This window comes from Arthrobacter sp. TE26545, from assembly GCF_056279005.1.
Genome location: NZ_JBWBQM010000001.1, coordinates 2,232,174 through 2,254,441 on the forward strand (window position 1 = coordinate 2,232,174; position 22,268 = coordinate 2,254,441).

Sequence of the window (22,268 nt, forward strand, 5' to 3'; positions counted from 1 at the left end):
CTCCTTGGATGGTGATTCAGGGAACAGTTCAGGCGGACTTGTTCCGCCGCTTGGCCACCACTTCGTGGGCGATCATGGTGGGCGGCGCCTTCTTGGCGACGGCGTCGGCGGTAATGACGACGCTGGCGATGTCGTCCCGGCTGGGAAGGTCGAACATGACCGGAAGCAGGACTTCCTCCATGATGGCGCGCAGGCCGCGGGCTCCGGTGCCCCGTTCCAAAGCCTGGTCAGCGATCGCATCCAGGGCTTCGTCGTCGAACAGCAGTTCCACGCCGTCGAGCTGGAACATCTTCTGGTACTGCTTGATCAGGGCGTTCTTCGGCTTGGAAAGGATCTGGATCAGTGCCGGCCGGTCAAGATTGGACACCGTAGTGATCACAGGCAAGCGGCCGATGAATTCGGGGATCAGGCCAAATTTGAGCAGGTCTTCCGGCATAACGTCGCCGTAGCTGTCGACGTTGTCCTTGACCTCGTTCAGCGGGGCTCCGAAGCCGATTCCCTTGCGTCCCGAGCGGGAGCCGATGATGTCTTCGAGGCCCGCGAAGGCGCCGGCCACAATGAAGAGCACATTGGTGGTGTCGATCTGGATGAATTCCTGATGCGGGTGCTTGCGCCCGCCCTGCGGCGGCACGGAAGCCACGGTTCCTTCGAGGATCTTGAGCAGGGCCTGCTGGACGCCCTCGCCGGACACGTCCCGCGTGATCGAGGGGTTCTCGCTCTTGCGTGAGATCTTGTCGATCTCATCGATGTAGATGATGCCCTGTTCGGCCTTCTTGACGTCGTAGTCCGCGGCCTGGATGAGCTTCAGGAGGATATTCTCCACATCCTCGCCGACGTAGCCGGCCTCGGTCAGGGCGGTGGCGTCCGCGACGGCGAAGGGCACGTTCAGCCGCCGGGCCAAAGTCTGCGCCAAGTAGGTCTTGCCGCAACCTGTGGGGCCGATCAGCAGGATGTTGGACTTGGCGATCTCCACGTCGTCGTGGTGGCCGCCCTCGCCGAGCCCGCCCTTCGGGGCATGCCCGGCCTGGATGCGCTTGTAATGGTTGTAGACCGCGACGGCGAGCGAACGCTTGGCGGGTTCCTGGCCAATGACGTATTCCTGCAGGAAATCGAAGATCTCCCGGGGCTTGGGCAACTCAAAGCTGCCCAGATCCGACACCTCGGCGAGTTCCTCTTCGATGATCTCGTTGCAGAGTTCGATGCACTCGTCGCAAATGTAGACGCCGGGCCCGGCAATCAGCTTCCGGACCTGCTTCTGGCTCTTTCCACAGAAAGAACACTTCAGCAGATCCGTGCTCTCGCCAATCCGGGCCATGTGGGAATCCCTTCGTTTCTTGCGGGCGGTGCCCTCGCTGCCCAGCTCCTGCGTGAGGAGTCGCAGCGGGCGCCACCATGACAACTTCCACTGTAGGACACAATGGGCTGCTTGGGTTGAAACAGGACGCCGGTGCGGTCCATATTTCCTTGGACCACACCGGCGTCCTGGTGTTGCTGGCTAGCGGGCGATTGCCTGCGGCTTGATCTTCCGCGAGTCGAGTACCTGGTCGATCAGGCCGTAGCTCTGGGCCTCGGCGGCGGTGAGGATCTTGTCGCGCTCGATGTCGTTGTTGACCTGCTCGGACGTCCGGCCCGAGTGGTGGGCCAGCGTGTCTTCCAGCCAGGTCCGCATGCGCATCACCTCGGCCGCCTGGATCTCAAGGTCCGAAGCCTGGCCGCCCTGGCCGCCGGACAAGGCCGGCTGGTGGATCAGCACACGGGCGTTCGGCAGGGCGAGGCGCTTGCCGGGCGTGCCGGCCGCAAGCAGGACTGCTGCAGCGCTGGCCGCCTGGCCTAGGCAGACGGTCTGGATCTCCGGGCGGATGTACTGCATGGTGTCGTAGATCGCGGTCATGGCCGTGAACGAGCCACCCGGGGAGTTGATGTACAAGGTGATGTCGCGGTCCGGGTCGGTGGACTCAAGGACCAGCAGCTGGGCCATTATGTCATCGGCCGAAGCATCGTCCACCTGCACGCCGAGGAAGATGATACGGTCCTCGAAAAGCTTGGTGTACGGGTCCTGGCGCTTGAAACCGTACGGGGTCCGCTCCTCGAACTGCGGGAGGACGTAGCGGCTGGACGGGAGATTACCGGCAGACCATCCGAAGTTGTAGTTCATTTCATTGCTCCTGGTGTTCAGTGGGTCTTGCTGCCGGTTACTTCTCGGAGTTGGAGGCGTTCTGGGTTCCGCCCCCGCCAGCCACAGATCCCGCGTGCGCGGAAATCTTGTCGAAGAAGCCGTAGTCGAGTGCCTCGGTGGCCGTGAACCACTTGTCACGGTCGTTGTCCTTGAGGATGGTCTCCACGGTCTGGCCGGTCTGTTCCGCGGTCAGCTCCGCCATGACCTTCTTCATGTGCAGGATGAGCTCCGCCTGGATCTTGATGTCCGAGGCGGTGCCGCCGATGCCGCCCGAGGGCTGGTGCATCAGGATGCGGGCGTTGGGGGTGGCGTAGCGCTTGCCCTTGGTGCCCGAGGAAAGCAGGAACTGGCCCATTGAGGCCGCCAGGCCTGTGGCAACGGTGACGACGTCGTTCGGGATGAATTGCATGGTGTCGTAGATAGCCATGCCGGCCGTCACCGAACCGCCCGGGGAGTTGATGTAGAGGTAGATGTCCTTTTCCGGGTCCTCGGCGGAGAGCAGGAGAAGCTGGGAGCAGATCGCGTTGGCGTTCTCGTCACGGACCTCGGAGCCGAGCCAGATGATGCGCTCTTTCAGCAGGCGGTTGTAGATGTAGTTGTCCTGGGCTGCCGGATCGACAGTTGCCATCCGGGGCGCCTCTGCATGCTGTGACATAAGTACTTACCTCTCGCTGGTGACAGGGCCGTTGCTGAAGTTGCCATCCCTGATCTTCACTACTTGGACACTAACCGGTTTCGAAGCCGTTTTGTTCTCCGGAATCGCACTGTTCGCTGACGGCGCACGACTGCCGCGCGGGCGGCATTCCGCAGCAAACCGGGCTTAAAAAGAGCACCCCCGGATCCTTGGATCCGGGGGTGCTCTGAAGGGTGATTAGAACTTCACTGCTGCAGGATCGTCGCTGGGGACGGTCGCTGCGGCTTCCTCGGCCTCTTCGGCCGCGGGAGCCTCGGCAACTTCACCCGCGGGGCGGACGAAGTCGCTCAGGTCGACCTTGTTGCCTTCGGAGTCGACAACCTCAGCCTGGCCCAGGACGACGGCCAGTGCCTTGCGGCGGCGCACCTCGGAAACCATCATCGGAACCTGGCCGCTCTGGTCAATGATCTGGGCGAACTGGTTCGGGTCCATGCCGTACTGGCTGGCGGTGCTGACGATGTAGTCAATCAGCTCGCTCTGGCTGACACCGACCTCTTCCTTGTCGGCGATGGCGTCGAGGATGATTTCGTTCTGGAAGGCGCGGGCGGTGTTGGCCTTGACCTCTTCGCGGTGCTCCTCGGTGTCGTGCTCGCCTTCACCGTGGGAGTTCTCCGGGCTGAAGTGCTGCTCGAGCTGCTCTTCGATGACGGAGTCCGGAACGGGAACCTCGATCAGCTCAACGAGCTTGTCCAGGACCTTGTCGCGGGCTTCGACGCCCTGGCCGACAACCTTGGACTCGGCGGCCTGCTTGGCGAGGTCTTCGCGCAGTTCGGCGAGGGTGTCGAACTCGGAAGCCAGCTGAGCGAAGTCATCGTTGGCTTCCGGCAGCTCGCGCTCCTTGACGGCCTTGACGACGACCTTCACCTGGGCTGCCTCGCCGGCGTGCTCGCCGCCGACCAGCGTGGTGTCGAAGATCGCCTCTTCCTCGGTGGACAGCCCGGCAACAGCCTCGTCCAGGCCTTCGAGCATGGTGCCCGCGCCGACCTGGTAGGACAGGCCGGAAGCGGAGTCGACCTCGGCGCCGTCGATGAGGGCAGTGATGTCGATGGTCAGGAAGTCGTCGTTCTTGGCCGGGCGGTCAACGGACTTCAGCGTGCCGAAGCGGCCGCGGAGTTCGTCGAGGGCCTTGTCGACGTCGGCGTCGGAAGACTCAGCAGCGGCAACCTCGACCTTGATGCCGGCGTAGTCCGGGAGCTCAACCTCGGGGCGGACGTCAACCTCGACCTGGAACTTCAGTTCGCCGTCGGTGGAAGAGGGGTCCGGAACCTCGGTGATCTCGACCTCGGGACGGCTCAGCGGGCGGACGCCGGTTTCCTGCACGGCAGCCTGGTACCAGCCGTTGAGGCCATCGTTGATGGCGGTTTCCAGGACGTAGCCGCGGCCGACGCGCTGGTCGATGAGCTTGGACGGAACCTTGCCCTTGCGGAATCCGGGAACCTGGATCTGCGAAGCAACGGTCTTGTAAGCGGCATCGATGCTCGGCTTCAGTTCTTCAAACGGAACCTCAACATTGAGCTTGACCCGCGTTGCGGTGAGGTTCTCGACAGCGCTCTTCACAGTCTAAGTACTCCTGGTTTTGTGGGATGGGTTTCTGCCGCGTTCCCGGATCGGAACAGGCTCACAGAGTCGGGGTGACAGGATTTGAACCTGCGACTTCCTGCTCCCAAAGCAGGCGCTCTAGCCAAGCTGAGCTACACCCCGTGAGTGCACAGGACAGTCTACGGCCAAGGATCGCCAGTTTGCACATTTGACACTTGGCACCTGAATTGGGTTTAGTTATATCCGGCTTGAACAGCCGCCGGGAATTGCACGGATGTATCAATCCTGCACTAATCCGGGGACGTAGCTCAATGGTAGAGCCTCAGTCTTCCAAACTGATTACGCGGGTTCGATTCCCGTCGTCCCCTCCATATCCACAAGAAGGGCCCCTCAGCGAGGGGCCCTTCTTGTCTTCGACGTCGGTTCGCGCCCCGCGGTGCCGCGCCCCTGCGCGGATCAGGGCACGATCAGCCCGGAGATGACAAAGCATCAGTGCCATGGCCGCGAGGAGGAACCCCTGTTACGGCATGAGGACAAGAGAAGGTGCGCCTGTTGAAGTAGCCGGACCATGCCTGGCTTGTTTCCCGGACCGGCTGCTCCTCGGCTTGCGCCCGCGCTTCGTCGAATGACTGCTGAGCCGGAGTTTTTGCGAAGAAGCTAGTTCTGGCAGCCGGGGCACCAGTAAAGCTTGCGCGCGCCGATCTCGGTCAGCGCAACCGGGGTGCCGCAACGCCGGCAGTCCTGCCCGGCGCGCTGGTAGACATAGTGGGCTTCGCCGTCGAGCGGTCCTGCAGCTCCCCCGCTCCACAGCGCGGCGGGCGTGGTGATGATCCGCCCGTCCCGGACGCCGTCGGACATCGCGGCGACTGTGTCGTCCCACAGGAGACCTGCCGACTCCGCGCTGAGCGCGTTCCCGGGGGTCCACGGATCGATGCCCTGCCGGAAAAGGACCTCGGCCCGGTAGATGTTGCCGACGCCCGCCAGCACGGACTGGTCCATGAGCAACAGCCCGACGGCGGTCTTGCGGCGCAGCAGGCGGGCAACGAATTCCGCCCGGTCCCCCGGGGCCTGGTGCAGCGGGTCCGGGCCCAGCTTCGCACGTGCGGCGCGGGCTTCCTCCCCGGTGATGGCCGCGCAGGTGCTGGCGCCCCGCAGGTCCGCCCAGCCGTGACCGGAAACGAGGCGCACCCGCACCGCGCCCACTGGCTCGGGCGGGCCTGCATACGTTGCGGCGTCGTCCTCTGCTCCGGACTCGCGTTCGCCGATCCTGCGCGGCGCGCCGATGCTGGAGGCGCCCCGGAAGGTTTCGTCGCCGCCGAAGTCCCAGGCGCCGTAGAGGCCAAGGTGGACATGCAGGTACAGCCCGTTCGCGAAACGCAGGAAGAGCTGCTTCCCGTGCGCGGTGGCCCCAAGCATGCGCTGGCCATCAAGCAGCGCCGCACCCGCGGCAAAACGGCCCTGCGGGCTGGAGACCCGCAGGACGCTGCCGCCGAAGACGTCCTGGAACTGGCGCGCCAGCCGGTGGACGGAATGCCCCTCAGGCACTATTCGACGATTTCGCCGCTGGTTTCGTACGTGGCGATCTTGCCGATGCGGCGCACGTGCCGTTCGTCGTTGCTGAACGGCTCTTCGAGGAAGAACTCGATCAACTTGGTGGCTTCCTCCACGCTGTGCTGGCGGCCGCCGACGGCAATGACGTTGGCATCGTTGTGTTCGCGGGCCAGCTTGGCGGTGGATTCGTTCCACGCCAGGGCCGCGCGCACGCCCTTGACCTTGTTCGCAGCGATCTGCTCGCCGTTGCCGGAACCGCCCAGGACGATGCCGAGGGCGTGCACGCCCGCTCCCTGGTCGGCCACGACGGCGAGGGCGGCGTTGATGCAGAAGGAGGGGTAGTCGTCCAAGGCGTCGTACACCTTGGGACCGTGGTCAACAACCTCGTAGCCCTTGGCCGTGAGATGGCGGACAAGGTGGGCGCTGAGCTCCATGCCGGCATGATCCGTTGCAATGTGGACGCGGGGTGTGGTCACTGGAAGTCCGTTCGATCTGGGGCGCGGGACGGCATGGGCCGGGCCGCGGCGGTGAGGGGATGCGGTACTAGGGTACTAGGGACCTGCCACCGATGCGCTTTGAGTCGCGGTGCTCATTGCCCGTGCGCCCGGTCAGCCACCCTGTTCAGCAGCCCGGCAAGCCGGTCCGCACTCGCCAGGCTGCCGGCGCTCAGGGCCACGCGCCTTCCGTTGAGTTGCCGCACGACGACGGCGGGCCCGCTGCTGACGAGCATCGCCGTGGCACCGCCGTGGTGCCGCAGGCCCCAGCCGCCGAAGTCTGCCGCCTTGACTTCCGCAGGTGTGGCGGCGGCAATGTCCACCGCCGGCACCTTCAACACCCGGAGTACCCCGGCAAGGAACACTTCCAGACCGCCGCGATCGGCCTTGACACGGACGAAGAGGAAGCACGCCCCGAGGATGGCGGCCCCGAACAGCAAGGCCCCTAGCCAGGGGACAGCGACGGAAATCAGCATCGCCGGAAACACCGCGGCCACGCAGATCATGACGAATACCGAGCTGCGCGCATGGACCCAGAGTTTCAAGGAATCGTCGGCCAGCCCGGGATCTTCCTTGAGGATGCGTTCGGCTTCGAGGGCAGCATCGTCCTCCGGCGTCCACCGCGGGTCGGGCTTGAAGGCGAATACCATTACGACGCCCAGCGACAGTGCCGCGCCCGCGCCCAGCGCCAGCACCGTGGCATCGACATGGGAGGCCCGGGCATCCGCCAAGCCGGCCTGGCCCACGAGCCCGGCCGCGAGCACAGCGGTGACGAACAGGCTCACCATCAGGCCGAGACCCATCATGAGCCGCCGCATGATGGCGGGCCGGGAAATAGGCACGGCCTGGACGAACACCAGCCAACCGGCCAGGACCATCAGGGAAGCCCCGCCCGCCACGTAGGCAGCGAATGGCGCAAAGCTGCTGCCGCCGTCGGAGTTCCAAGTAACAGCAAGGGGGTCCGGAAGCTCCGGACGGAGCATGAAGGCGCAGGCCACAAAAGCTGCCGCGAGGAGGAGAGGGAACGCCACTGCAAAGCGCAGTGCCCGGAAATCGAGAGAATCGCGCAGCTTGCCCATGGCTTAACGCTACTCCCGGGCGGCGACACTTTGTGTTGTGCCTTGCCAAGCGGGAAGGAACTGAAAGAATGACTTCACAGCGCCGGCGCCGGGTGAGCCCGTCCGGCTTATCTGCACACCACTTCTTGGAGGCACCCTTTGCCAGGCCTGAACCTCACCCGCGCCGAAGCCGCGGAACGCGCGGAACTGCTCGCCGTCGAGTCCTATGACGTCGCCCTCGACCTGACGAGGGGCGGCACGGTCTTCGGATCGACGACCACCGTGAAGTTCACTGCCGCAGCCGGATCGTCCACTTTCATCGACGCCATCACGGACAAAGTGCACAGCGTCACCCTGAACGGCAAGGAACTGGATCCGGCCGATGTGTCCGACGGCGTGCGCATCCAGCTGCCGGACCTCGCCGCGGAGAATGAACTCACGGTGGTGGCGGATGCCCCCTACATGAACACCGGCGAGGGCCTGCACCGCTTCGTGGATCCGGTGGACGGCGAGGTGTATCTCTACACGCAGTTCGAAGTCCCGGATTCCCGCCGGATGTTCGCCGTCTTCGAACAGCCGGACCTCAAAGCCACCTTCAGCTTCACCGTCACGGCACCTTCGCACTGGGACGTCATCTCCAACTCCCCCACGCCGGGACTCACGGAAACGACGCCCGGGGAAAACGGCGAGGCCCGCTCGGTCTGGACGTTCGCGGCCACTGCGCGGCTGTCGTCCTATGTCACGGCGCTGATCGCCGGCCCGTACCAGTCCGTGCGCAGTGAGGTCACCAGCGCCGATGGCAGGGTTGTCCCGCTCGGCGTGTTTGCCCGCAAGTCCCTCATGCAGTACCTCGATGCTGAGAACATCTTCGAACTCACCCGCCAGGGCTTTGAGTTCTTCGAGGCCCAGTTCGGCTTCCCCTACCCGTTCGAAAAGTACGACCAACTGTTCGTTCCGGAATTCAACGCCGGCGCCATGGAGAACGCCGGCGCCGTCACCATCCTGGAGGGCTACGTCTTCCGCGGAAAGGTGGCCGAAGCGCAGGTGGAGCGCCGCGCCATTACGGTCCTGCACGAGCTGGCACACATGTGGTTCGGCGACCTCGTGACAATGCGCTGGTGGAACGACCTTTGGCTCAACGAATCCTTCGCCGAGTACATGTCCCACCTGGCTGCCGTCGAGAACACCGCCTTCGACCATGCCTGGACCACCTTCGCTTCGGTGGAGAAGTCCTGGGCGTACCGGCAGGACCAGCTGCCCACCACGCACCCGATCTTCGCCGAGATCAACGACCTGCAGGACGTGGAGGTCAACTTCGACGGCATCACCTACGCCAAGGGAGCCTCGGTGCTCCGCCAGCTGGTGGCCTGGGTAGGTCCGGAGCAGTTCATGGCAGGCGTCCGCGAATACTTCAGGAAGCACGCCTGGAAGAACACCGAACTGTCCGACCTCATGGTGGAACTCGAGGCCGCCAGCGGCCGGGAACTGGACCAGTGGGGCAAGCTCTGGCTCGAAACGGCAGGCGTCAACACCCTCTCCCCCGAGATTGACGTGGACGACGACGGGGTCATCACCGCGTTCGCCATCCGCCAGACCGCCATCGCCGAGCAGCCTGTGCTGCGGCCGCACCGCCTCGCCGTCGGTTTCTACGACCTTTCCGACGCCGGCAAGCTCGAGCGGGTGCACCGTGAAGAGCTCGACGTCGACGGCCCCGCCACGGAGGTCCCGGCCCTGCTCGGGAAGAAGCGGCCCGCGCTGATCCTGCTCAACGACGACGATCTTGCCTACGCCAAGGTCCGCCTCGACCCGGCGTCGCTTGCCAGTGCAAAGGCGCACCTGAAGGATTTCGCGTCCAGCCTGCCGCGGACCCTGGTGTGGGGCTCGGCCTGGGATGCCGCACGTGACGGCGAAACACCGGCCCGCGGCTACGTGGAGCTGATCCTGGCCAACATCGCATCCGAATCGGACTCCTCGGTGATCCAGGTGCAGCTGCGACAGCTCGCCACCACCCTGAACTTCTACGTGGCCGCCGAACACAAGGACGCCACCACCGAAGCCGCCGCGGACAGGCTCTGGGAACTGGCGTCCACGGTGGCAGCCGGGTCCGATGCCCAGTTGCAGTTCGTGAAATCCTTCGCGCTATTGGCCCGCGGTGGAAGCCAATTGGACACAATCCAGGCCTTGCTGGACGGCACCCGCTCCCTGGCGGGCCTCACCGTGGACCAGGACCTGCGCTGGGAATTGCTCACCTCCCTGGTGGCCGGCGGCCGCGCGGACCAGGCACGCATCGATACCGAACTCGAGCGCGACCACACCTCCAACGGCCAGAACGCGGCAGCCCTGGCGGCCGCCGCATTGCCGACGCCCGAGGCAAAAGCCGCGGCCTGGGAGAAGATCGTGGTCACGGGCGAACTGTCCAACGCCCTGCAGGGATCCGCCGTCGCCGGCTTCACGCGGGTGCTGGACACCGGCCTGCTGGAACCGTTCGCTGAGAAGTATTTCGAAGCTGTCCCGGAGATCTTTGCCAAGCGCACGCACGCCCTGGCCCAGCAGATCATCGTGGGACTGTACCCGGCGCAGTTGACCACACAGGACACCGTGGACCGGACCGATGCGTTCCTCGCCTCCCTGCCGGAGGAAAGCGCGGCACTGCGCCGCATGATGCTGGAGAACCGCGACGGCGTTGCCCGCGCCCTGCGTGCACGCGCGGCCGACGTCTAGAGCCTGGCGGATTTCCTCGCGCCTCCTGTCCGGCCTATCCGGCCGGCCGGGAGGCGCGGCCGTTTAGACTGTGCGCATGAGCCTGGATGAACACCGCTACGCCCTCACCGTCCGCTGGACCGGAAACCTCGGCGAAGGCACGTCAGGCTACCGGGCCTACTCGCGCGACCACGACGTCGAAATCCCGGGGCTCCCCGTGCTCAAGGGTTCCTCGGATCCCACCTTCCGCGGCGACCCCGCCCGATACAATCCGGAACAGTTGCTGCTCGCGGCGCTTTCGCAGTGCCACATGCTGTCCTTCCTGCACGTGGCCGTCATGAATGGTGTGGTGGTGACCCGCTACGTCGACAACGCCGAAGGACTGATGCGGAACAACCGGGACGGCAGCGGCCAATTCGAAAGTGTCACGCTCAAGCCGCAGGTGACGGTGGCCAGCCAGGACCACCTGCCCCTGATGGCCGAACTCCACCACAAGGCGAACCAGCTCTGCTTCATCGCACGGAGCGTGAACTTCCCCGTGCACCACGAGCCGGTCACGCAGGCGGAAGGCTAGCCAGGAGTTCCTTCTCCCGCTCGCTCCGCAGCCCGGCTTTCCGTGGCCGCTGCAGGCCCCTGTCACGCTCGTCCGCCAAGGTGTCGCGCAGAGTTTCCCGCCAGGGCCGCAGACGCAGGCCCTGTGCCAGAGCGGCGGCGTTCGACCGCGCCATGAAGCCCTCGTGCCCCGGTGGCAGCCACAGCGGCAGCGTGTCCTCTCCGGACCACGGTTGCACTCCCTGCGCTTCCAGCCAGCCGGGTTCGACCGCAAAGGTCTTCGGGGACGTGCCCGCCAGTTCCCGGCACGCCTCGATGTAGTCTCCGAAGCTCGTCACCTCGCCGACGGCGTTGAACGTGCCGGCCAGGCCGCGTTCGGCTGCCGACAGGATCCAGGCGGCGAGGTCGCGGACGTCGATGGCCTGGACGGGTTCCCCGAAAATGTCCGGAACGAGGACCGCATCACCGCCCGATGCAAGACGGGCCGGCCAGTAGCCATAGCGGTCGCTGCTGTCCCCCGGTCCGCCGATCAGTCCGGCCCGTACGATGTGCGCCTTCACCCCTGCCGCTTCCACGGTGGATGCTTCGATGGCTGACTTCGACTCCCCGTAGTTTTCCGGGCCAGCTTCCGTGCCCCGTGGCAGCGGAGGAAGCAGCGCCGCTGCCTCGTCTGCGCCCGGCTGGTCGTGGCGCTCGTACACAGAGCAACTGGACACGAAGGTCCAGTGCCCGCTCCCTGCGGACAGCGCCTCAAGCGCCGCGCGGGCGTGCGCGGGATCACGGGAGACGTCGACGACGGCGTCCCACCCGCCGTCGAGCCCGGCATAGGCGCCAGCCCCGGCGGCTCGGTCCGCACGGACCCAGTTGACGCCCGGCGGCGGTTCCGCGGCAGTGCCGCGTGCCAGGCACGTGACGTCGTGTCCGGCGTCAACGGCCTGACGGGCAATCTCGGCCGATAGGAACGCTGTGCCGCCAAGGATAAGGATGCGCATGCCGCCACGCTACGGCGATAGGGTTGATGACGGACAGAGTGTTCAGCGCCCGGCGAACAGCTTCCGGGTGTACCCATCAGATCTTTTGAGGAGCAGCCCTGCCAATGAACGCCAGCACGCCCACGATCCAGGATGCAGCAGAAGAAGCCGCGAAGATCGACCTAGGGGCCATACTCGTGACTCTTGGAGTCGGCGTGGTCATCTGGATCGTGCTGCGCTTCATCATCCTGCGCATCACCAGGCGGGTCGCCAAAGGCAGCAGCTTCTTCAGGAACGCCCCCTTCAAATGGGTCCAGCCCGCCTTCCGCGCCCTGGACCATGAGCGGCGCTCGCAACGGGCACACACCATTGGTTCGCTGCTGACAAGCCTGTTGAGCGTGGTGGTCGCGGGGATCGTGATCATTTACGTGCTCAAGTTCCTCAATGTGGACATCGCTCCGCTGCTGACCAGCGTGGGTATCCTCGGCGTAGTAATCGGTTTCGGCGCACAGCAGCTCATCCGCGACTTCCTTGCAGGAATCTTCATCACAATCGAAGACCAGTACGGGATCGGTGACGTAATCGTCACCGCCGAAGTGGTTGGTACGGTTGAATCCGTGGGGCTGAGGATCACCCGGCTCCGCGCTGAAGACGGCGCCATCTGGTACCTGCGCAACGGCGAAATCCTGCGTGTGGGCAACCGGTCCCAGGGCGATTACGTCCCGGTTGAAGACAAAGACAAAGACAAAGACAACGGCAGCGGCGTTTCCGCGGAGGAGAGGTCCAGTGAGTGACACGGCAAACGGGCAGCAGTCCCCCAGCACCCAGGTCAACGCAGCGCCTCCGGCCGGCGAACGGCCGCAGCTGATGCGCAACGACCCCTTCAGCCAGCCTGCCTACACGGACAGCTTCTATGACGCCGTGGGCGGGCACGAGACCTTCGTGAAACTGATCGATGTCTTCTACGACGGCGTAGCCGGAGATCCGCTCTTGCGTCCGATGTATCCGGAGGAAGACCTCGGCCCGGCGAAGCGCCGTTTCCTGATGTTCCTGGAACAGTACTGGGGCGGTCCGACGACGTACAGCCAGGAACGCGGTCACCCGCGCCTGCGGATGCGGCACATGCCGTTCCGGGTGACGCCGGAGGCGAAGGACCGTTGGCTGTTCCACATGCGGGCGGCCGTGGATGCCCTCCAGCTTCCAGCCTTGTATGAGGGAACGTTGTGGGACTACATGGAGCGGGCCGCGCTGACCATGGTGAACAGCCCCTCCCCCGCACAGCCCTAAGGCTAAGCCTGGCCTAGCGGATCTACCGGGCGGGGCCGACGTTCAGTCCGAGGCCCGCGCCGGCACGGACCAAGATGTGGCCGCGGCTTCCGCTGAGCCGGTACCAGCGCCCGTTGCGGAACAGCCGGTGTACGCCGCCTCCGAGGAAGCCGAGGGCGAAGGCCCCGAAGGCCGCGCCGGCGGGTACACCTTGGCGTCCGGGCATCTCCCGGCCCCACACGGACGCACGGGCGGCGGCCACCATGTGCGCGCCTGCCTGCTCGGGGACAACCCCGGCCACCTCCGCAATGCCTGCCTCGGCAACGGACTTCAGTTCGGCGTCGGGCACTTCTCCCAGCGGTTCCCAGCCGCCCCGCGGCGCCCCGATTCCGGCCCAGGACTCCGAAACGGTCGACGGCGGCAGCGGCAGCTCGACGTCGTCCGCACCAGAACGGGCCAGCCGGTCGAGTACGGAGGCGAGGGTGACAGTCACGTCCGCTTCCGCTTCTTCGGCGAGGGCGCTGGTGCGCAGGCCGAGGATGGTGGGGGTCGCGTCGCCGAGGGTCCGCGGGCGAAGGACGCACACGTAGGCCGCGAGGACAGTGCCCGCAGCCTGGAGGCGGACCGCGCCATCTTCGATGCTCTTGGCACGCGTGACATAGGTGCGCAGATCCGCCAGATCCCGGGGATCGGCGAAGCGGAGGGAACGGGTCAAGACATCAGCCACAGCATCGACTCTACCGGCTCTACCCGCTCTACCGACATGTCCGGCGTTTGAGGTGCCCAGGGGTGGGCCCACGTCGGCGAGGGACCCGGATTTCGCGGAGCGGGATTCGGGAGCCGGCGGGTGGGCCCACGTCGGCGAGGAACCCGGATTTCGCGGAGCGGGATTCGGGAGCCGGCGGGTGGGCCCACGTCGGCGAGGAACCCGGATTTCGCGGAGCGGGATTCGGGAGCCGGCGGGGACTAGAGTCGAACCATGACTGACGCGCACACCGGCCTGGTAGACCAAGCCGTCCCCGAGGATCCCACCGCCACCCTCATCGAGCTGCTTTCGCTGGCCGATTTCGACGGCGCCAGGACCGACGAGGACATTTTCCTCGGTCCCTCGCAGAAGCAGCCCCGGCACCGGGTGTTCGGCGGGCAGGTTCTGGCACAGTCCCTCATCGCCGGGATGCGGACCGTGGACGACGACCGCGTGGTCCACTCGATGCACGGATACTTCCTGCGCCCTGGCGACGCCAACCAGCCGATCACCTTCGGCGTGCAGCGCCTGCGGGACGGCCGCTCCTTCTCCGCGCGCCGCGTGCACGCCTACCAGAACGGGCAGCCGATCCTGTCCATGATCGCGTCCTTCCAGACGGAAGCCGACGGCGTTGAACACCAGTCCGCCATGCCCGAAGGCATCCCGGACCCGGAGAGCCTGCCGAGCACCGCGGACCTGCTCCGGAAGTACGACCATCCGCTGGCCCGCCACATGTCCTTCGAACGCCCCTTCGACGTGCGGCACGTCGACTCCGCCCTGTACGTGGAGGCTCCCAAGGAGCACGTGGCCAGGAACGCCGTCTGGATGAAGACTTTGGGTCCGATGCCACACGACCCCGACTTCCACCGGGCAGCCCTCGCCTACGCCAGCGACTACACGATCCTGGAACCCATCCTGCGCCGCAGTGGACTGAGTTGGATGACTCCCGGAATGAGTGTGGCGAGCCTGGACCACGCGATGTGGTGGCATCGGCCAGCCCGTGTGGATGAATGGCTGCTCTACATCCAGGAATCCCCCAGCGCACAGGGCGCGCGCGGCCTGTCCACCGGGAAGATCTTCAGCCGCGACGGCACCCACGTCGCCACGGTGGCGCAGGAGGGCATGCTCCGGCTCCCGGAGTAGGCACAGGACGAACAAACGGAAGGCCGGCCCCGTGCGGGGCCGGCCTTCCGTTTGTTCAGTGCTGTTAGTCGCGGGTCAGCTTGCGGTGCGTGACCCGGTGCGGCTTGGCGGCGTCCGGTCCGAGCCGCTCGACCTTGTTCTCCTCGTAGGATTCGAAGTTGCCTTCGAACCAGTACCACTTCGAGGGGTTCTCGTCGTCACCTTCGTAGGCGAGGATATGGGTCGCCACACGGTCCAGGAACCAACGGTCGTGGGAGACCACGACGGCGCAGCCCGGGAAGTCGAGCAGCGCGTTTTCCAGGCTGCTCAGGGTTTCGACGTCGAGGTCGTTGGTGGGTTCGTCGAGGAGCAGCAGGTTGCCGCCCTGCTTGAGGGTCAGCGCGAGGTTAAGTCGGTTGCGCTCACCACCGGAGAGCACGCCGGCCTTCTTCTGCTGGTCCGGGCCCTTGAAGCCGAAAGCCGAAACGTAGGCACGTGAGGGCATTTCCACCTGGCCGACCTGGATGTGGTCCAGGCCGTCGGACACGACCTCCCACAGGGTCTTGTTCGGGTCGATGCCACCACGGGACTGGTCCACGTAGGAGATCTTGACGGATTCGCCGATCTTGAGGTCGCCACCGTCCAGCGGTTCGATGCCGACGATGGTCTTGAAGAGTGTGGACTTGCCCACGCCGTTGGGGCCGATGACGCCGACGATGCCGTTGCGGGGCAGGGAGAAGGACAGGTCCTCGATCAGGACACGGTCGTCGAAGCCCTTCTTGAGGTCGGTGGCTTCGATGACCAGGCTACCGAGGCGCGGTCCCGGCGGGATCTGGATCTCTTCGAAGTCGAGCTTGCGTGTGCGCTCGGCTTCGGCTGCCATTTCTTCGTAGCGTGCCAGACGCGCCTTGGACTTGGTCTGGCGGCCCTTTGCGTTGGAGCGGACCCACTCGAGTTCCTCGCTCAGGCGCTTGGCCTGCTTGGCGTCCTTCTTGCCCTGGATTTCCAGGCGGGCGCGCTTCTTCTCCAGATAGGTGGAGTAGTTGCCTTCGTACGGGTACAGCCGGCCGCGGTCCACTTCACAGATCCATTCCGCGACATGGTCGAGGAAGTACCGGTCGTGGGTGATGGCGAGAACGGCGCCCGGGTAGCTGGAGAGGTGCTGTTCGAGCCAGAGCACGCTTTCAGCGTCGAGGTGGTTGGTCGGTTCGTCGAGCAGCAGCAGGTCCGGTTTCTGCAGCAGGAGCTTGCAGAGGGCCACACGGCGGCGCTCACCGCCGGAAAGCACCGTGACGTCGGCGTCGCCCGGGGGGCAGCGCAGGGCGTCCATGGCTTGCTCCAGCTGGGAGTCGATGTCCCACGCGTCGGCGGCGTCAATGGCCTCCTGGAGCTTGCCCATCTCGTCGAGCAGGGTGTCGTAGTCCGCGTCGGGGTTGGCCATCTCTTCGGAGATTTCGTTGAAGCGCTGGATCTTGCCGTAGATCTCGCCGACGCCTTCCTGGACGTTGCCCAGGACTGTCTTTTCCTCGTTCAGGGGCGGCTCCTGCAGGAGGATGCCCACGGAGTAGCCGGGGCTGAGTCGGGCCTCGCCATTGGACGGGGTGTCGAGCCCCGCCATGATCTTCAGGATCGTGGACTTACCGGCGCCGTTGGGGCCAACGACGCCGATCTTCGCACCGGGGAAGAACGACATGCTGACATCGTCCAGGATAAGTTTGTCACCAACGGCCTTTCGGGCCTTGGTCATCGTGTAAATGAATTCCGCCATGCCGTTAAATCTAATGGGTGGCAAGGCAGATCTCACATTCGGATCAGGTGCAGCGGGCCTAGCGGGCGTCGCCCACAAAGCATTTGCCGTCGGCCAGCAAAGGCTGCACGGTCACCACGATGCGGCCGTCCCGGACTTCGCCGATGACGCATTCGACGCCGGAGCTGACTGCGGCCTCGACCGCGTCCACGTCCAGGCCCGTGGGAGTCTTGCTCACGGACACCTCCACGGCGTCGGAAGCGATGCCCGGAGCGACCAGCCGGGACCGCAATGCTTCCTGCCCAGGCTTGGTGCCGGCAGCCTTCAGGGTGGTTTCCATGATCCGCGCCAGGCGGGCCGTCCCGGGCGCCACCGCGGATTCCGCAGCCGGGGCCGCGTTCCCCGGGGTTCTGTTCCTCGGAGTGCCGTAGGTGCCGGCGCCTAGGCCCGGTGCAGGCGCTGAGCAGGCTGAAATCGCAAATATGAAGGCTCCGGAAAGCAACATCCCGCGGAACAACGCATTTTCAGGTGCCAGGGTCCCTGAACTGCATCGCCGTGCGATGGCCTTTGAGTGCCTACCGCTGTGCTTCACCGGGTCATTCTGCCACGCGAATCCGGCCGCCTCCCGGATCCCCTGCAGCCAGGGCGCCGGGAGGGCGGACGGGTGAAGGCGTCCTGGTGCCGGCTCACGCGGAGGCGTCCAGGAGTTCCCCGGTCGCGGTGTCCACGAGGGCGGTGTCGCCGTCGTCATCCCCCACCGGGATCTCCAGGCTGGAACCGGGGTCGCCTCCGTCGCCTTCCTCATCGTCCTCCGGAAGAGGGGCCTCGTTGTCTCCGCTGCCTTCGGGCCACGGCGCATCGGCCGCTTGGCCCGGACCGGCTTGCGCCGGCGCCTGTTGGGCGGAGTTGCTTGCCATCCGGGTGAAGTTCGCCGAACCCCACATGAGGTCATGGCCCACGGACTCGGCGTCGATTTCTGCGACATGGTAGATGCGGCCGTCGCGCTCCCATTGGCGGAGCCTGAGTTTGCCAAGGACGATGACACGCTGGCCCTTCTTGATGCTGCAGCCGACATGCCCCGCCAGATGCCTGAAGCTCTGAACGGTGAACCAGTTGGTGTTTCCGTCGATCCAAACGTTGTTGGCGCGGTCAAAGCGACGCTCGGTGGACCCGATCCTGAAGGAGGCGGTGGCAATGCCGCCCGGCGTGGTGGAACTTTTGACCTCCGAGGCAACGAAGCCGCGGACAGTGATGATGTCGTTCATGATGCGTCCTAACGTGGTTGGCTTGCCTGTCCGGCCCTCCCAGCATCACGCCGGCGCATCGCCGCGGGCAGGCCCCGCTGCGCGTATGTGGATACTTCAGTGAAATTGAGGCTGTGGAGGGGCAGTAGGCGGCTTGGACCCGGCCTGGACCCGGGCGACGGCGAACGGCCAACAAAAAAACACCCCCGGTCCGCAGACCGGGGGTGTCAGGGATGTGATCCCGCATCACGTAAGCGCCCCGGGAGGGAATCGAACCCCCGACCAAGAGATTAGAAGGCTCCTGCTCTATCCTCTGAGCTACCGGGGCGGGCGCCTGCCGGTCCTTCCCGGCGGCGACATCACGAGTTTACCCTGCGCAACGGTTCCGGTTACCCGCGGTGGCGGAGTGCGGTGGCGAGGACGCGGCACTCCTAGGGATAGGCCTGCGGTTCGCCGGTTTCCAGCGGCGTCTTCGGGCTCGGAAGAACCCCGGGCCGGCCGTCGGTGGCTCCTCGCGGGATGGTGCTGCCTTCCTCGAATCCCGGAGGGGTCACTCTCAGCATTGATCGGAGCATCCGTTGCTGGAGCGGCGGGGTCATGAGGGCTGCCACCGTCCGGTACACCGGGTTAGACTCCCTGCCATGGAGCAGAACTCCGCAGGAATCCTGACCCGTCCCGCACAGTGGGCCGAGGTGGACGAACTTTTCAGCGGCAAGGGCGAACCCGGCCGGTGCTGGTGCCGGTGGTTTTCGATTCCCGGCAAAGCCTGGCAGGAAACTCCCGCGGAAGGCCTTCGCGAGCAGTTGAAAGCGGCGTTCGATGCCGGGCCCGAACCCGGTGTCATCGCAGTCAAGGACAGCGTCCCCGTGGGATGGTGCGCCGTCGAACCCAGGCACTGCTATCCCCGGATCGAGCGCTCGCAGATCCTGCGCTCGGCCGGCGCTGCCGCCGCCGATGGCGACGGCGTCTGGTCGGTGAGTTGTTTCGTCGTCGCCCCCGGGCACCGGCGCGGAGGCATCGCAAGCGATCTGCTGGCTGCCGCCGTCGGGCACGCTTTTGCGCACGGTGCACGGATCATCGAAGGCTATCCAGTGGATCCTGCCCTGCGGCCGAAGGCCGGCGCAGCGGACCTTTACCACGGGACGGTATCCCTGTTCACCCGTGCTGGGTTCGAGGCGGTCCCCACTTCGGTTCCCGGAAGGGCGGTCATGCGGCTGCGGCGCCCGGACGCCGCCCCCTAGCGACCGCCCCTGCCCCGCAGGGAATCTGCCCCGCAGGGAATCTGCCCCGCCTACAGTGGAGCCATGCACAAGCACGAGCTCATCGTAGCTATCCGGGCATCGCTCAGGGACGCCGGCGATCCGGAACGCGCCCGGTCGGTGCAGGCGTACATGAAGTCCGACATGCCATCGCTCGGCGTGCCTGTTCCCGAAGTGCGCAGGATGGTGAAGGCCGCTGCGAAGGCATCACCGTTCACCTCAGGTGCCGAACTGCGCGACACTGTGCTCCGCTTGTGGCGCCATGCCGGCGTCCGCGAGGAACGGTATGCGGCGATCGATCTCACGGCTGCGAGGCTCGTCGCCGCCGAGCTGGAGATGGTTCCTGTATATGAGGAGTTCATCCGCAGCGGCGCCTGGTGGGACCTAGTGGACGGCGTGTCGCCACGGATCCGCGAGCTGCTGCTCGCGCATCCGGACGTGATGGCGGAGCTGATGCTGCATTGGGCGGCCGACGGCGACATGTGGGTCCGGCGCGCGGCGATCACTTCCCAGGTGGGGGCCAAGGACCGGACGAACAGGACGCTGCTGGCGGCGGTGATCCTGCCAAACCTGGGAGACAGCGAGTTCTTCATCCGAAAGGCGATCGGTTGGGCCCTGCGCGAGTACGGCAAAAGCGATCCGGACTGGGTGGCGGGGTTCGTTGCCGAACACAAGGAACGGCTGAGCGCCCTGTCCTACCGTGAAGCCGTGCGCCGCCTGCCGCCGTCCGGCGGCAGCGACGCTAAATGACGGTGTGGCTGAGCGGCTGGTCCCGGCGGCTGAAGAGGTGCTTGGTGCGCGGGTCAAGGAAAATCAGGTAGAGGGCGAACAGCAGGGCGATGATGGCGGCCGCGTTCCGGGCGAGCACCAAAGCCAGGCCGACGTCCCCGCTTTGGAGGTACGGGAAGACCTCCAGCTGGTCGGAGATCGCATAGACCATGAAGAAGGAGACCACGAAGTAGAGGGTCTTCACCTGCCAGTCGTTCCGGATGCCCGTCACCGCGAACAGCGGAATCAGCCACACGACGTACCAGGACTGGATCATGGGCGACAGCAACACGATCGCAGCGAAGGCAAGCGTCAGGCGGCGCATGACCCGGTCATGGTTGCCGCGGAAGACCTGCCAGGCGACGATTCCCAGCGCAAGGACCTTCCCGGCGTCGTACACCCACTTCGCAAGGCCCCAGCCGTCAAGGCCGAACACATTCACGATCGAGGCGACGATCAGGCCGAGCAGCCCCACGGGGGCGTACCAGATCCACACACTGCCCGGTGCCGACAGTCCCTTGATCCAGCCGAAGCCGAAGCCGTTGACGGCGCCCAAGGCGTAGAGGAGCGCCAGGGACAGGCCGGCGGTCAGGGCCCAGAACAGGAACTTGCGCGGCCAGCTGGCACCCTTGCCCGCCCAAAGGAGGCCGATGAACGGCAGGAACACCACGGTGATCGGTTTGACCGAAATGGAAAGGGTCACGAGGACGATGCCCAGGACCACCCGGCGGGTGGCGCAGTAATAAAGCCCGGCGAGGGCCAGGCCGATCATCAGGGCGTCATTGTGGACGCTGGCGATGAAGTTGGTAAGGAAGAGCGGATTGGCTGCGGAAAGCCACAGGGCACGGTGCGGATTGACGCCGTGGAGTTCGGCGAGCTTGGGAACGTAGATGACACAAAGCACAATCCCGACGGCGGCCGCCACCCTAAAGAGCATGATGCAGGCTTCCGGCTGGACATTGGTCGCCCACACGACGAATTGCTCGATCCAAAGGAACAGCTGGCCATAGGGAACCGGGGCTTCGGTCCACATCTTGTCCGCGCCCAGCTGGAAGTAGTTCGGCAGGGCCGAGATGCCGTTCTCGTAGGGATTGATGCCTTCGACCATCAGCCTCCCCTGGCCGATGTAGGCATAGACGTCACGGCTGAACAGGGGGACGGTGAACATCATCGGCAGGCCCCAGGCGAGGATCGCCTGGAGGGTCGCCTTGCGGGCTTCCTGGCCCCAGACCCGCACACGCTGGCCCAGGCGAAGCCACGCCCGTACCAAGAGCATTCCGCCGACCGACAGCAACACGATGGACAGCGCGACGCCCGCGGCCTCCGTGCGCATCCAGATGAACAGCGGCAAGCGGCGGAGTTCGGACACGGGGGCAAGCCATCCAACTCCGAGGGACCCGAAGACCAGGAACATCGATCCGATGAAGCCGGCAATCAGGGGCGAGCGGGGATTGTCCACTTCCGCCGACGTTCCTGCGGCCGACGGCGTCCCGTCGTCCTTGCTGGCGGCAGGTACAGGCGCCCTCATTGTCAGAAATATCCAATCGTTTGCCGAGCAGGTTCCGGACGTGCCCCGCGGGCAGCCCGTACAGGGAAAAAGCAGGGCGGAAACCAGCCTCTGCCATGCTCGAAATCGTATCACCGGAGCGGCATCGGGCAGCCGAACTGTAGGCTGGGCGGGTGCCTATTACTAATGAACGCATCGTCTGGATCGACTGCGAAATGACCGGCCTGGATCTTGAAAAGGACGCCCTCATCGAAGTGGCCGCCCTGGTCACCGACTCCGAGCTGAATATCCTGGGCGAGGGCGTGGATGTTGTCATCAAGCCTGATGACGCAGCGCTCGAGCAGATGAACGACTTCGTCCGGGACATGCATACCCGGTCCAAGCTGCTTGACGAACTGCCCCACGGCAAGACGATGGCGGAGGCCGAAGCGCTCATCCTGGAGTACATCGAAGCCTGGGTTCCGGACCCGAAGAAGGCCCCGCTGGGCGGAAACTCGGTCGGCACGGACCGCACCTTCCTCGTACGGGACATGCCCAACGTCATCGAGCACCTCCACTACCGGGTGATCGATGTCAGCACCATCAAGGAACTCTCCCGCCGCTGGTTCCCGCGGGCCTACTTCCAGGCGCCCGCCAAGCACGGCGGCCACCGGGCACTTGGCGACATCAAGGATTCGATCGACGAGCTCCGCTACTACCGCGAAGCCGTCTTCGTCCCCGCCCCCGGACCGGACACCGCCACCGCACAGAAGGTCTCCAAGCGCATCTCGGAGAGCGTCGAAGACAGCACCGCAGTGTGATCTGCGTTACCTTTTCCGGAATTTTCCCTGAAACGGCAAAAAGTGGCGTTGCGGCCGTGAAACACGAGGTATAGT

The 22,268-nt window shown here is 65.5% G+C and carries 22 protein-coding genes and 3 tRNA genes; 9 read left to right on the plus strand and 16 right to left on the minus strand.

Going from position 1 to position 22,268, the window contains the following annotated elements; translation table 11 throughout:
• Positions 1–28 precede the first annotated feature (28 nt).
• The 5 genes from clpX to ACZ9CK_RS10040 all read right to left on the minus strand — a co-directional run bounded on the left by clpX (position 29) and on the right by ACZ9CK_RS10040 (position 4,571).
• The gene (gene clpX, locus ACZ9CK_RS10020; protein ID WP_426303459.1) at positions 29–1,315 is read right to left on the minus strand and encodes an ATP-dependent Clp protease ATP-binding subunit ClpX; all 1,287 of its coding nucleotides are present in this window, start codon (positions 1,313–1,315) and stop codon (positions 29–31) included.
• A 180-nt stretch (positions 1,316–1,495) separates the two neighbouring features.
• On the minus strand, positions 1,496–2,155 hold the full coding sequence (locus ACZ9CK_RS10025) for an ATP-dependent Clp protease proteolytic subunit (RefSeq protein WP_364157862.1): 660 nt from the start codon (positions 2,153–2,155) through the stop codon (positions 1,496–1,498).
• A gap of 37 nt (positions 2,156–2,192) precedes the next feature.
• Positions 2,193–2,804 (minus strand): ATP-dependent Clp protease proteolytic subunit, encoded by a 612-nt coding sequence (locus tag ACZ9CK_RS10030; RefSeq protein ID WP_426298020.1) that lies wholly within the window; start codon positions 2,802–2,804, stop codon positions 2,193–2,195.
• Between the two features lie 243 nt (positions 2,805–3,047).
• A complete protein-coding gene (tig, locus tag ACZ9CK_RS10035; RefSeq protein ID WP_426298022.1) occupies positions 3,048–4,427 on the minus strand; it encodes a trigger factor in 1,380 nt (459 codons plus the stop codon).
• 69 nt (positions 4,428–4,496) lie between these two features.
• Positions 4,497–4,571 (minus strand) — tRNA-Pro (locus tag ACZ9CK_RS10040).
• 135 nt (positions 4,572–4,706) lie between these two features.
• Here ACZ9CK_RS10040 and ACZ9CK_RS10045 point away from each other — a divergent pair.
• A tRNA-Gly gene (locus ACZ9CK_RS10045) sits at positions 4,707–4,780 on the plus strand.
• A 286-nt stretch (positions 4,781–5,066) separates the two neighbouring features.
• On the opposite strand, the gene ACZ9CK_RS10050 is transcribed toward ACZ9CK_RS10045, so the two are convergent.
• From ACZ9CK_RS10050 to ACZ9CK_RS10060, 3 genes are all read right to left on the minus strand, one after another.
• Complete coding sequence (locus tag ACZ9CK_RS10050) at positions 5,067–5,954, minus strand: Fpg/Nei family DNA glycosylase (RefSeq protein WP_476049881.1); 888 nt, start codon at positions 5,952–5,954, stop codon at positions 5,067–5,069.
• Positions 5,954–6,436, minus strand: a complete 483-nt coding sequence (locus ACZ9CK_RS10055) for a ribose-5-phosphate isomerase (protein ID WP_476049882.1) — start codon at positions 6,434–6,436, stop codon at positions 5,954–5,956. The genes ACZ9CK_RS10050 and ACZ9CK_RS10055 overlap by 1 nt, the downstream gene beginning before the upstream one ends.
• 113 nt (positions 6,437–6,549) lie before the next feature.
• Positions 6,550–7,533: a hypothetical protein gene (locus tag ACZ9CK_RS10060; protein WP_426298028.1), complete on the minus strand. Its 984-nt coding sequence runs from the start codon at positions 7,531–7,533 to the stop codon at positions 6,550–6,552.
• Between the two features lie 138 nt (positions 7,534–7,671).
• Here ACZ9CK_RS10060 and pepN point away from each other — a divergent pair, with 138 nt between their 5' ends.
• Complete coding sequence (gene pepN, locus ACZ9CK_RS10065) at positions 7,672–10,233, plus strand: aminopeptidase N (protein WP_476049883.1); 2,562 nt, start codon at positions 7,672–7,674, stop codon at positions 10,231–10,233.
• Between the two features lie 76 nt (positions 10,234–10,309).
• Positions 10,310–10,786, plus strand: a complete 477-nt coding sequence (locus tag ACZ9CK_RS10070) for an OsmC family protein (protein WP_476049884.1) — start codon at positions 10,310–10,312, stop codon at positions 10,784–10,786.
• Here ACZ9CK_RS10070 and ACZ9CK_RS10075 read toward each other — a convergent pair.
• A complete protein-coding gene (locus ACZ9CK_RS10075; RefSeq protein ID WP_476049885.1) occupies positions 10,767–11,756 on the minus strand; it encodes an NAD-dependent epimerase/dehydratase family protein in 990 nt (329 codons plus the stop codon). The two genes, ACZ9CK_RS10070 and ACZ9CK_RS10075, sit on opposite strands and share 20 nt — an antisense overlap.
• Before the next feature lie 104 nt (positions 11,757–11,860).
• Between ACZ9CK_RS10075 and ACZ9CK_RS10080 the strand changes: the two genes are divergently transcribed.
• Together ACZ9CK_RS10080 and ACZ9CK_RS10085 are read left to right on the plus strand one after the other, a co-directional pair.
• A complete protein-coding gene (locus ACZ9CK_RS10080; RefSeq protein WP_476049886.1) occupies positions 11,861–12,529 on the plus strand; it encodes a mechanosensitive ion channel family protein in 669 nt (222 codons plus the stop codon).
• Entirely contained in the window at positions 12,522–13,022 is a 501-nt protein-coding gene (locus ACZ9CK_RS10085) for a globin (RefSeq protein ID WP_426298035.1), read from the plus strand. Before ACZ9CK_RS10080 ends, ACZ9CK_RS10085 begins: the two co-directional genes overlap by 8 nt.
• Before the next feature lie 22 nt (positions 13,023–13,044).
• Here ACZ9CK_RS10085 and ACZ9CK_RS10090 read toward each other — a convergent pair whose 3' ends face one another.
• On the minus strand, positions 13,045–13,728 hold the full coding sequence (locus tag ACZ9CK_RS10090) for a DUF8185 domain-containing protein (RefSeq protein ID WP_426298036.1): 684 nt from the start codon (positions 13,726–13,728) through the stop codon (positions 13,045–13,047).
• A gap of 252 nt (positions 13,729–13,980) precedes the next feature.
• Here ACZ9CK_RS10090 and ACZ9CK_RS10095 point away from each other — a divergent pair, with 252 nt between their 5' ends.
• Positions 13,981–14,889: an acyl-CoA thioesterase gene (locus tag ACZ9CK_RS10095; protein WP_426298038.1), complete on the plus strand. Its 909-nt coding sequence runs from the start codon at positions 13,981–13,983 to the stop codon at positions 14,887–14,889.
• Between the two features lie 64 nt (positions 14,890–14,953).
• On the opposite strand, the gene ettA is transcribed toward ACZ9CK_RS10095, so the two are convergent.
• From ettA to ACZ9CK_RS10120, 5 genes are all read right to left on the minus strand, one after another.
• Positions 14,954–16,636: an energy-dependent translational throttle protein EttA gene (gene ettA / locus ACZ9CK_RS10100; RefSeq protein ID WP_426298040.1), complete on the minus strand. Its 1,683-nt coding sequence runs from the start codon at positions 16,634–16,636 to the stop codon at positions 14,954–14,956.
• Between the two features lie 58 nt (positions 16,637–16,694).
• Positions 16,695–16,955 carry a DUF6993 domain-containing protein gene (locus tag ACZ9CK_RS10105; protein ID WP_476049887.1) on the minus strand — a complete coding sequence of 87 codons (261 nt, stop codon included), beginning with the start codon at positions 16,953–16,955 and terminating at the stop codon, positions 16,695–16,697.
• 346 nt (positions 16,956–17,301) lie between these two features.
• Positions 17,302–17,880 (minus strand): single-stranded DNA-binding protein, encoded by a 579-nt coding sequence (locus ACZ9CK_RS10110; RefSeq protein ID WP_476049888.1) that lies wholly within the window; start codon positions 17,878–17,880, stop codon positions 17,302–17,304.
• A gap of 234 nt (positions 17,881–18,114) precedes the next feature.
• Positions 18,115–18,187: transfer RNA gene (locus tag ACZ9CK_RS10115), tRNA-Arg, on the minus strand.
• A gap of 103 nt (positions 18,188–18,290) precedes the next feature.
• Positions 18,291–18,413 carry a hypothetical protein gene (locus ACZ9CK_RS10120; protein ID WP_426298046.1) on the minus strand — a complete coding sequence of 41 codons (123 nt, stop codon included), beginning with the start codon at positions 18,411–18,413 and terminating at the stop codon, positions 18,291–18,293.
• A gap of 87 nt (positions 18,414–18,500) precedes the next feature.
• Between ACZ9CK_RS10120 and ACZ9CK_RS10125 the strand changes: the two genes are divergently transcribed.
• On the plus strand, positions 18,501–19,100 hold the full coding sequence (locus ACZ9CK_RS10125) for a GNAT family N-acetyltransferase (RefSeq protein ID WP_426298048.1): 600 nt from the start codon (positions 18,501–18,503) through the stop codon (positions 19,098–19,100).
• Between the two features lie 63 nt (positions 19,101–19,163).
• On the plus strand, positions 19,164–19,868 hold the full coding sequence (locus ACZ9CK_RS10130; RefSeq protein WP_476049889.1) for a DNA alkylation repair protein: 705 nt from the start codon (positions 19,164–19,166) through the stop codon (positions 19,866–19,868).
• Here ACZ9CK_RS10130 and mptB read toward each other — a convergent pair.
• A complete protein-coding gene (mptB, locus tag ACZ9CK_RS10135) occupies positions 19,861–21,414 on the minus strand; it encodes a polyprenol phosphomannose-dependent alpha 1,6 mannosyltransferase MptB (protein WP_426298052.1) in 1,554 nt (517 codons plus the stop codon). The two genes, ACZ9CK_RS10130 and mptB, sit on opposite strands and share 8 nt — an antisense overlap.
• A 152-nt stretch (positions 21,415–21,566) precedes the next feature.
• Here mptB and orn point away from each other — a divergent pair, with 152 nt between their 5' ends.
• Positions 21,567–22,193, plus strand: coding sequence for an oligoribonuclease (gene orn, locus ACZ9CK_RS10140; protein ID WP_476049890.1), 627 nt, complete (start codon positions 21,567–21,569; stop codon positions 22,191–22,193).
• The last annotated feature ends 75 nt before the right edge of the window (positions 22,194–22,268 follow it).

What these genes read in the sequence shown, in the direction of transcription:
- clpX (WP_426303459.1), bottom strand. Translation starts at nt 1,315, where the DNA reads ATGGCCCGGATTGGCGAGAGCACGGATCTGCTGAAGTGTTCTTTCTGT.
- ACZ9CK_RS10025 (WP_364157862.1), bottom strand. Translation starts at nt 2,155, where the DNA reads ATGAACTACAACTTCGGATGGTCTGCCGGTAATCTCCCGTCCAGCCGC.
- ACZ9CK_RS10030 (WP_426298020.1), bottom strand. Translation starts at nt 2,804, where the DNA reads ATGGCAACTGTCGATCCGGCAGCCCAGGACAACTACATCTACAACCGC.
- ACZ9CK_RS10060 (WP_426298028.1), bottom strand. Translation starts at nt 7,533, where the DNA reads ATGGGCAAGCTGCGCGATTCTCTCGATTTCCGGGCACTGCGCTTTGCA.
- ACZ9CK_RS10070 (WP_476049884.1), top strand. Translation starts at nt 10,310, where the DNA reads ATGAGCCTGGATGAACACCGCTACGCCCTCACCGTCCGCTGGACCGGA.
- ACZ9CK_RS10075 (WP_476049885.1), bottom strand. Translation starts at nt 11,756, where the DNA reads ATGCGCATCCTTATCCTTGGCGGCACAGCGTTCCTATCGGCCGAGATT.
- ACZ9CK_RS10080 (WP_476049886.1), top strand. Translation starts at nt 11,861, where the DNA reads ATGAACGCCAGCACGCCCACGATCCAGGATGCAGCAGAAGAAGCCGCG.
- ACZ9CK_RS10095 (WP_426298038.1), top strand. Translation starts at nt 13,981, where the DNA reads ATGACTGACGCGCACACCGGCCTGGTAGACCAAGCCGTCCCCGAGGAT.
- ettA (WP_426298040.1), bottom strand. Translation starts at nt 16,636, where the DNA reads ATGGCGGAATTCATTTACACGATGACCAAGGCCCGAAAGGCCGTTGGT.
- ACZ9CK_RS10105 (WP_476049887.1), bottom strand. Translation starts at nt 16,955, where the DNA reads ATGGAAACCACCCTGAAGGCTGCCGGCACCAAGCCTGGGCAGGAAGCA.
- ACZ9CK_RS10110 (WP_476049888.1), bottom strand. Translation starts at nt 17,880, where the DNA reads ATGAACGACATCATCACTGTCCGCGGCTTCGTTGCCTCGGAGGTCAAA.
- ACZ9CK_RS10125 (WP_426298048.1), top strand. Translation starts at nt 18,501, where the DNA reads ATGGAGCAGAACTCCGCAGGAATCCTGACCCGTCCCGCACAGTGGGCC.
- ACZ9CK_RS10130 (WP_476049889.1), top strand. Translation starts at nt 19,164, where the DNA reads ATGCACAAGCACGAGCTCATCGTAGCTATCCGGGCATCGCTCAGGGAC.
- mptB (WP_426298052.1), bottom strand. Translation starts at nt 21,414, where the DNA reads ATGAGGGCGCCTGTACCTGCCGCCAGCAAGGACGACGGGACGCCGTCG.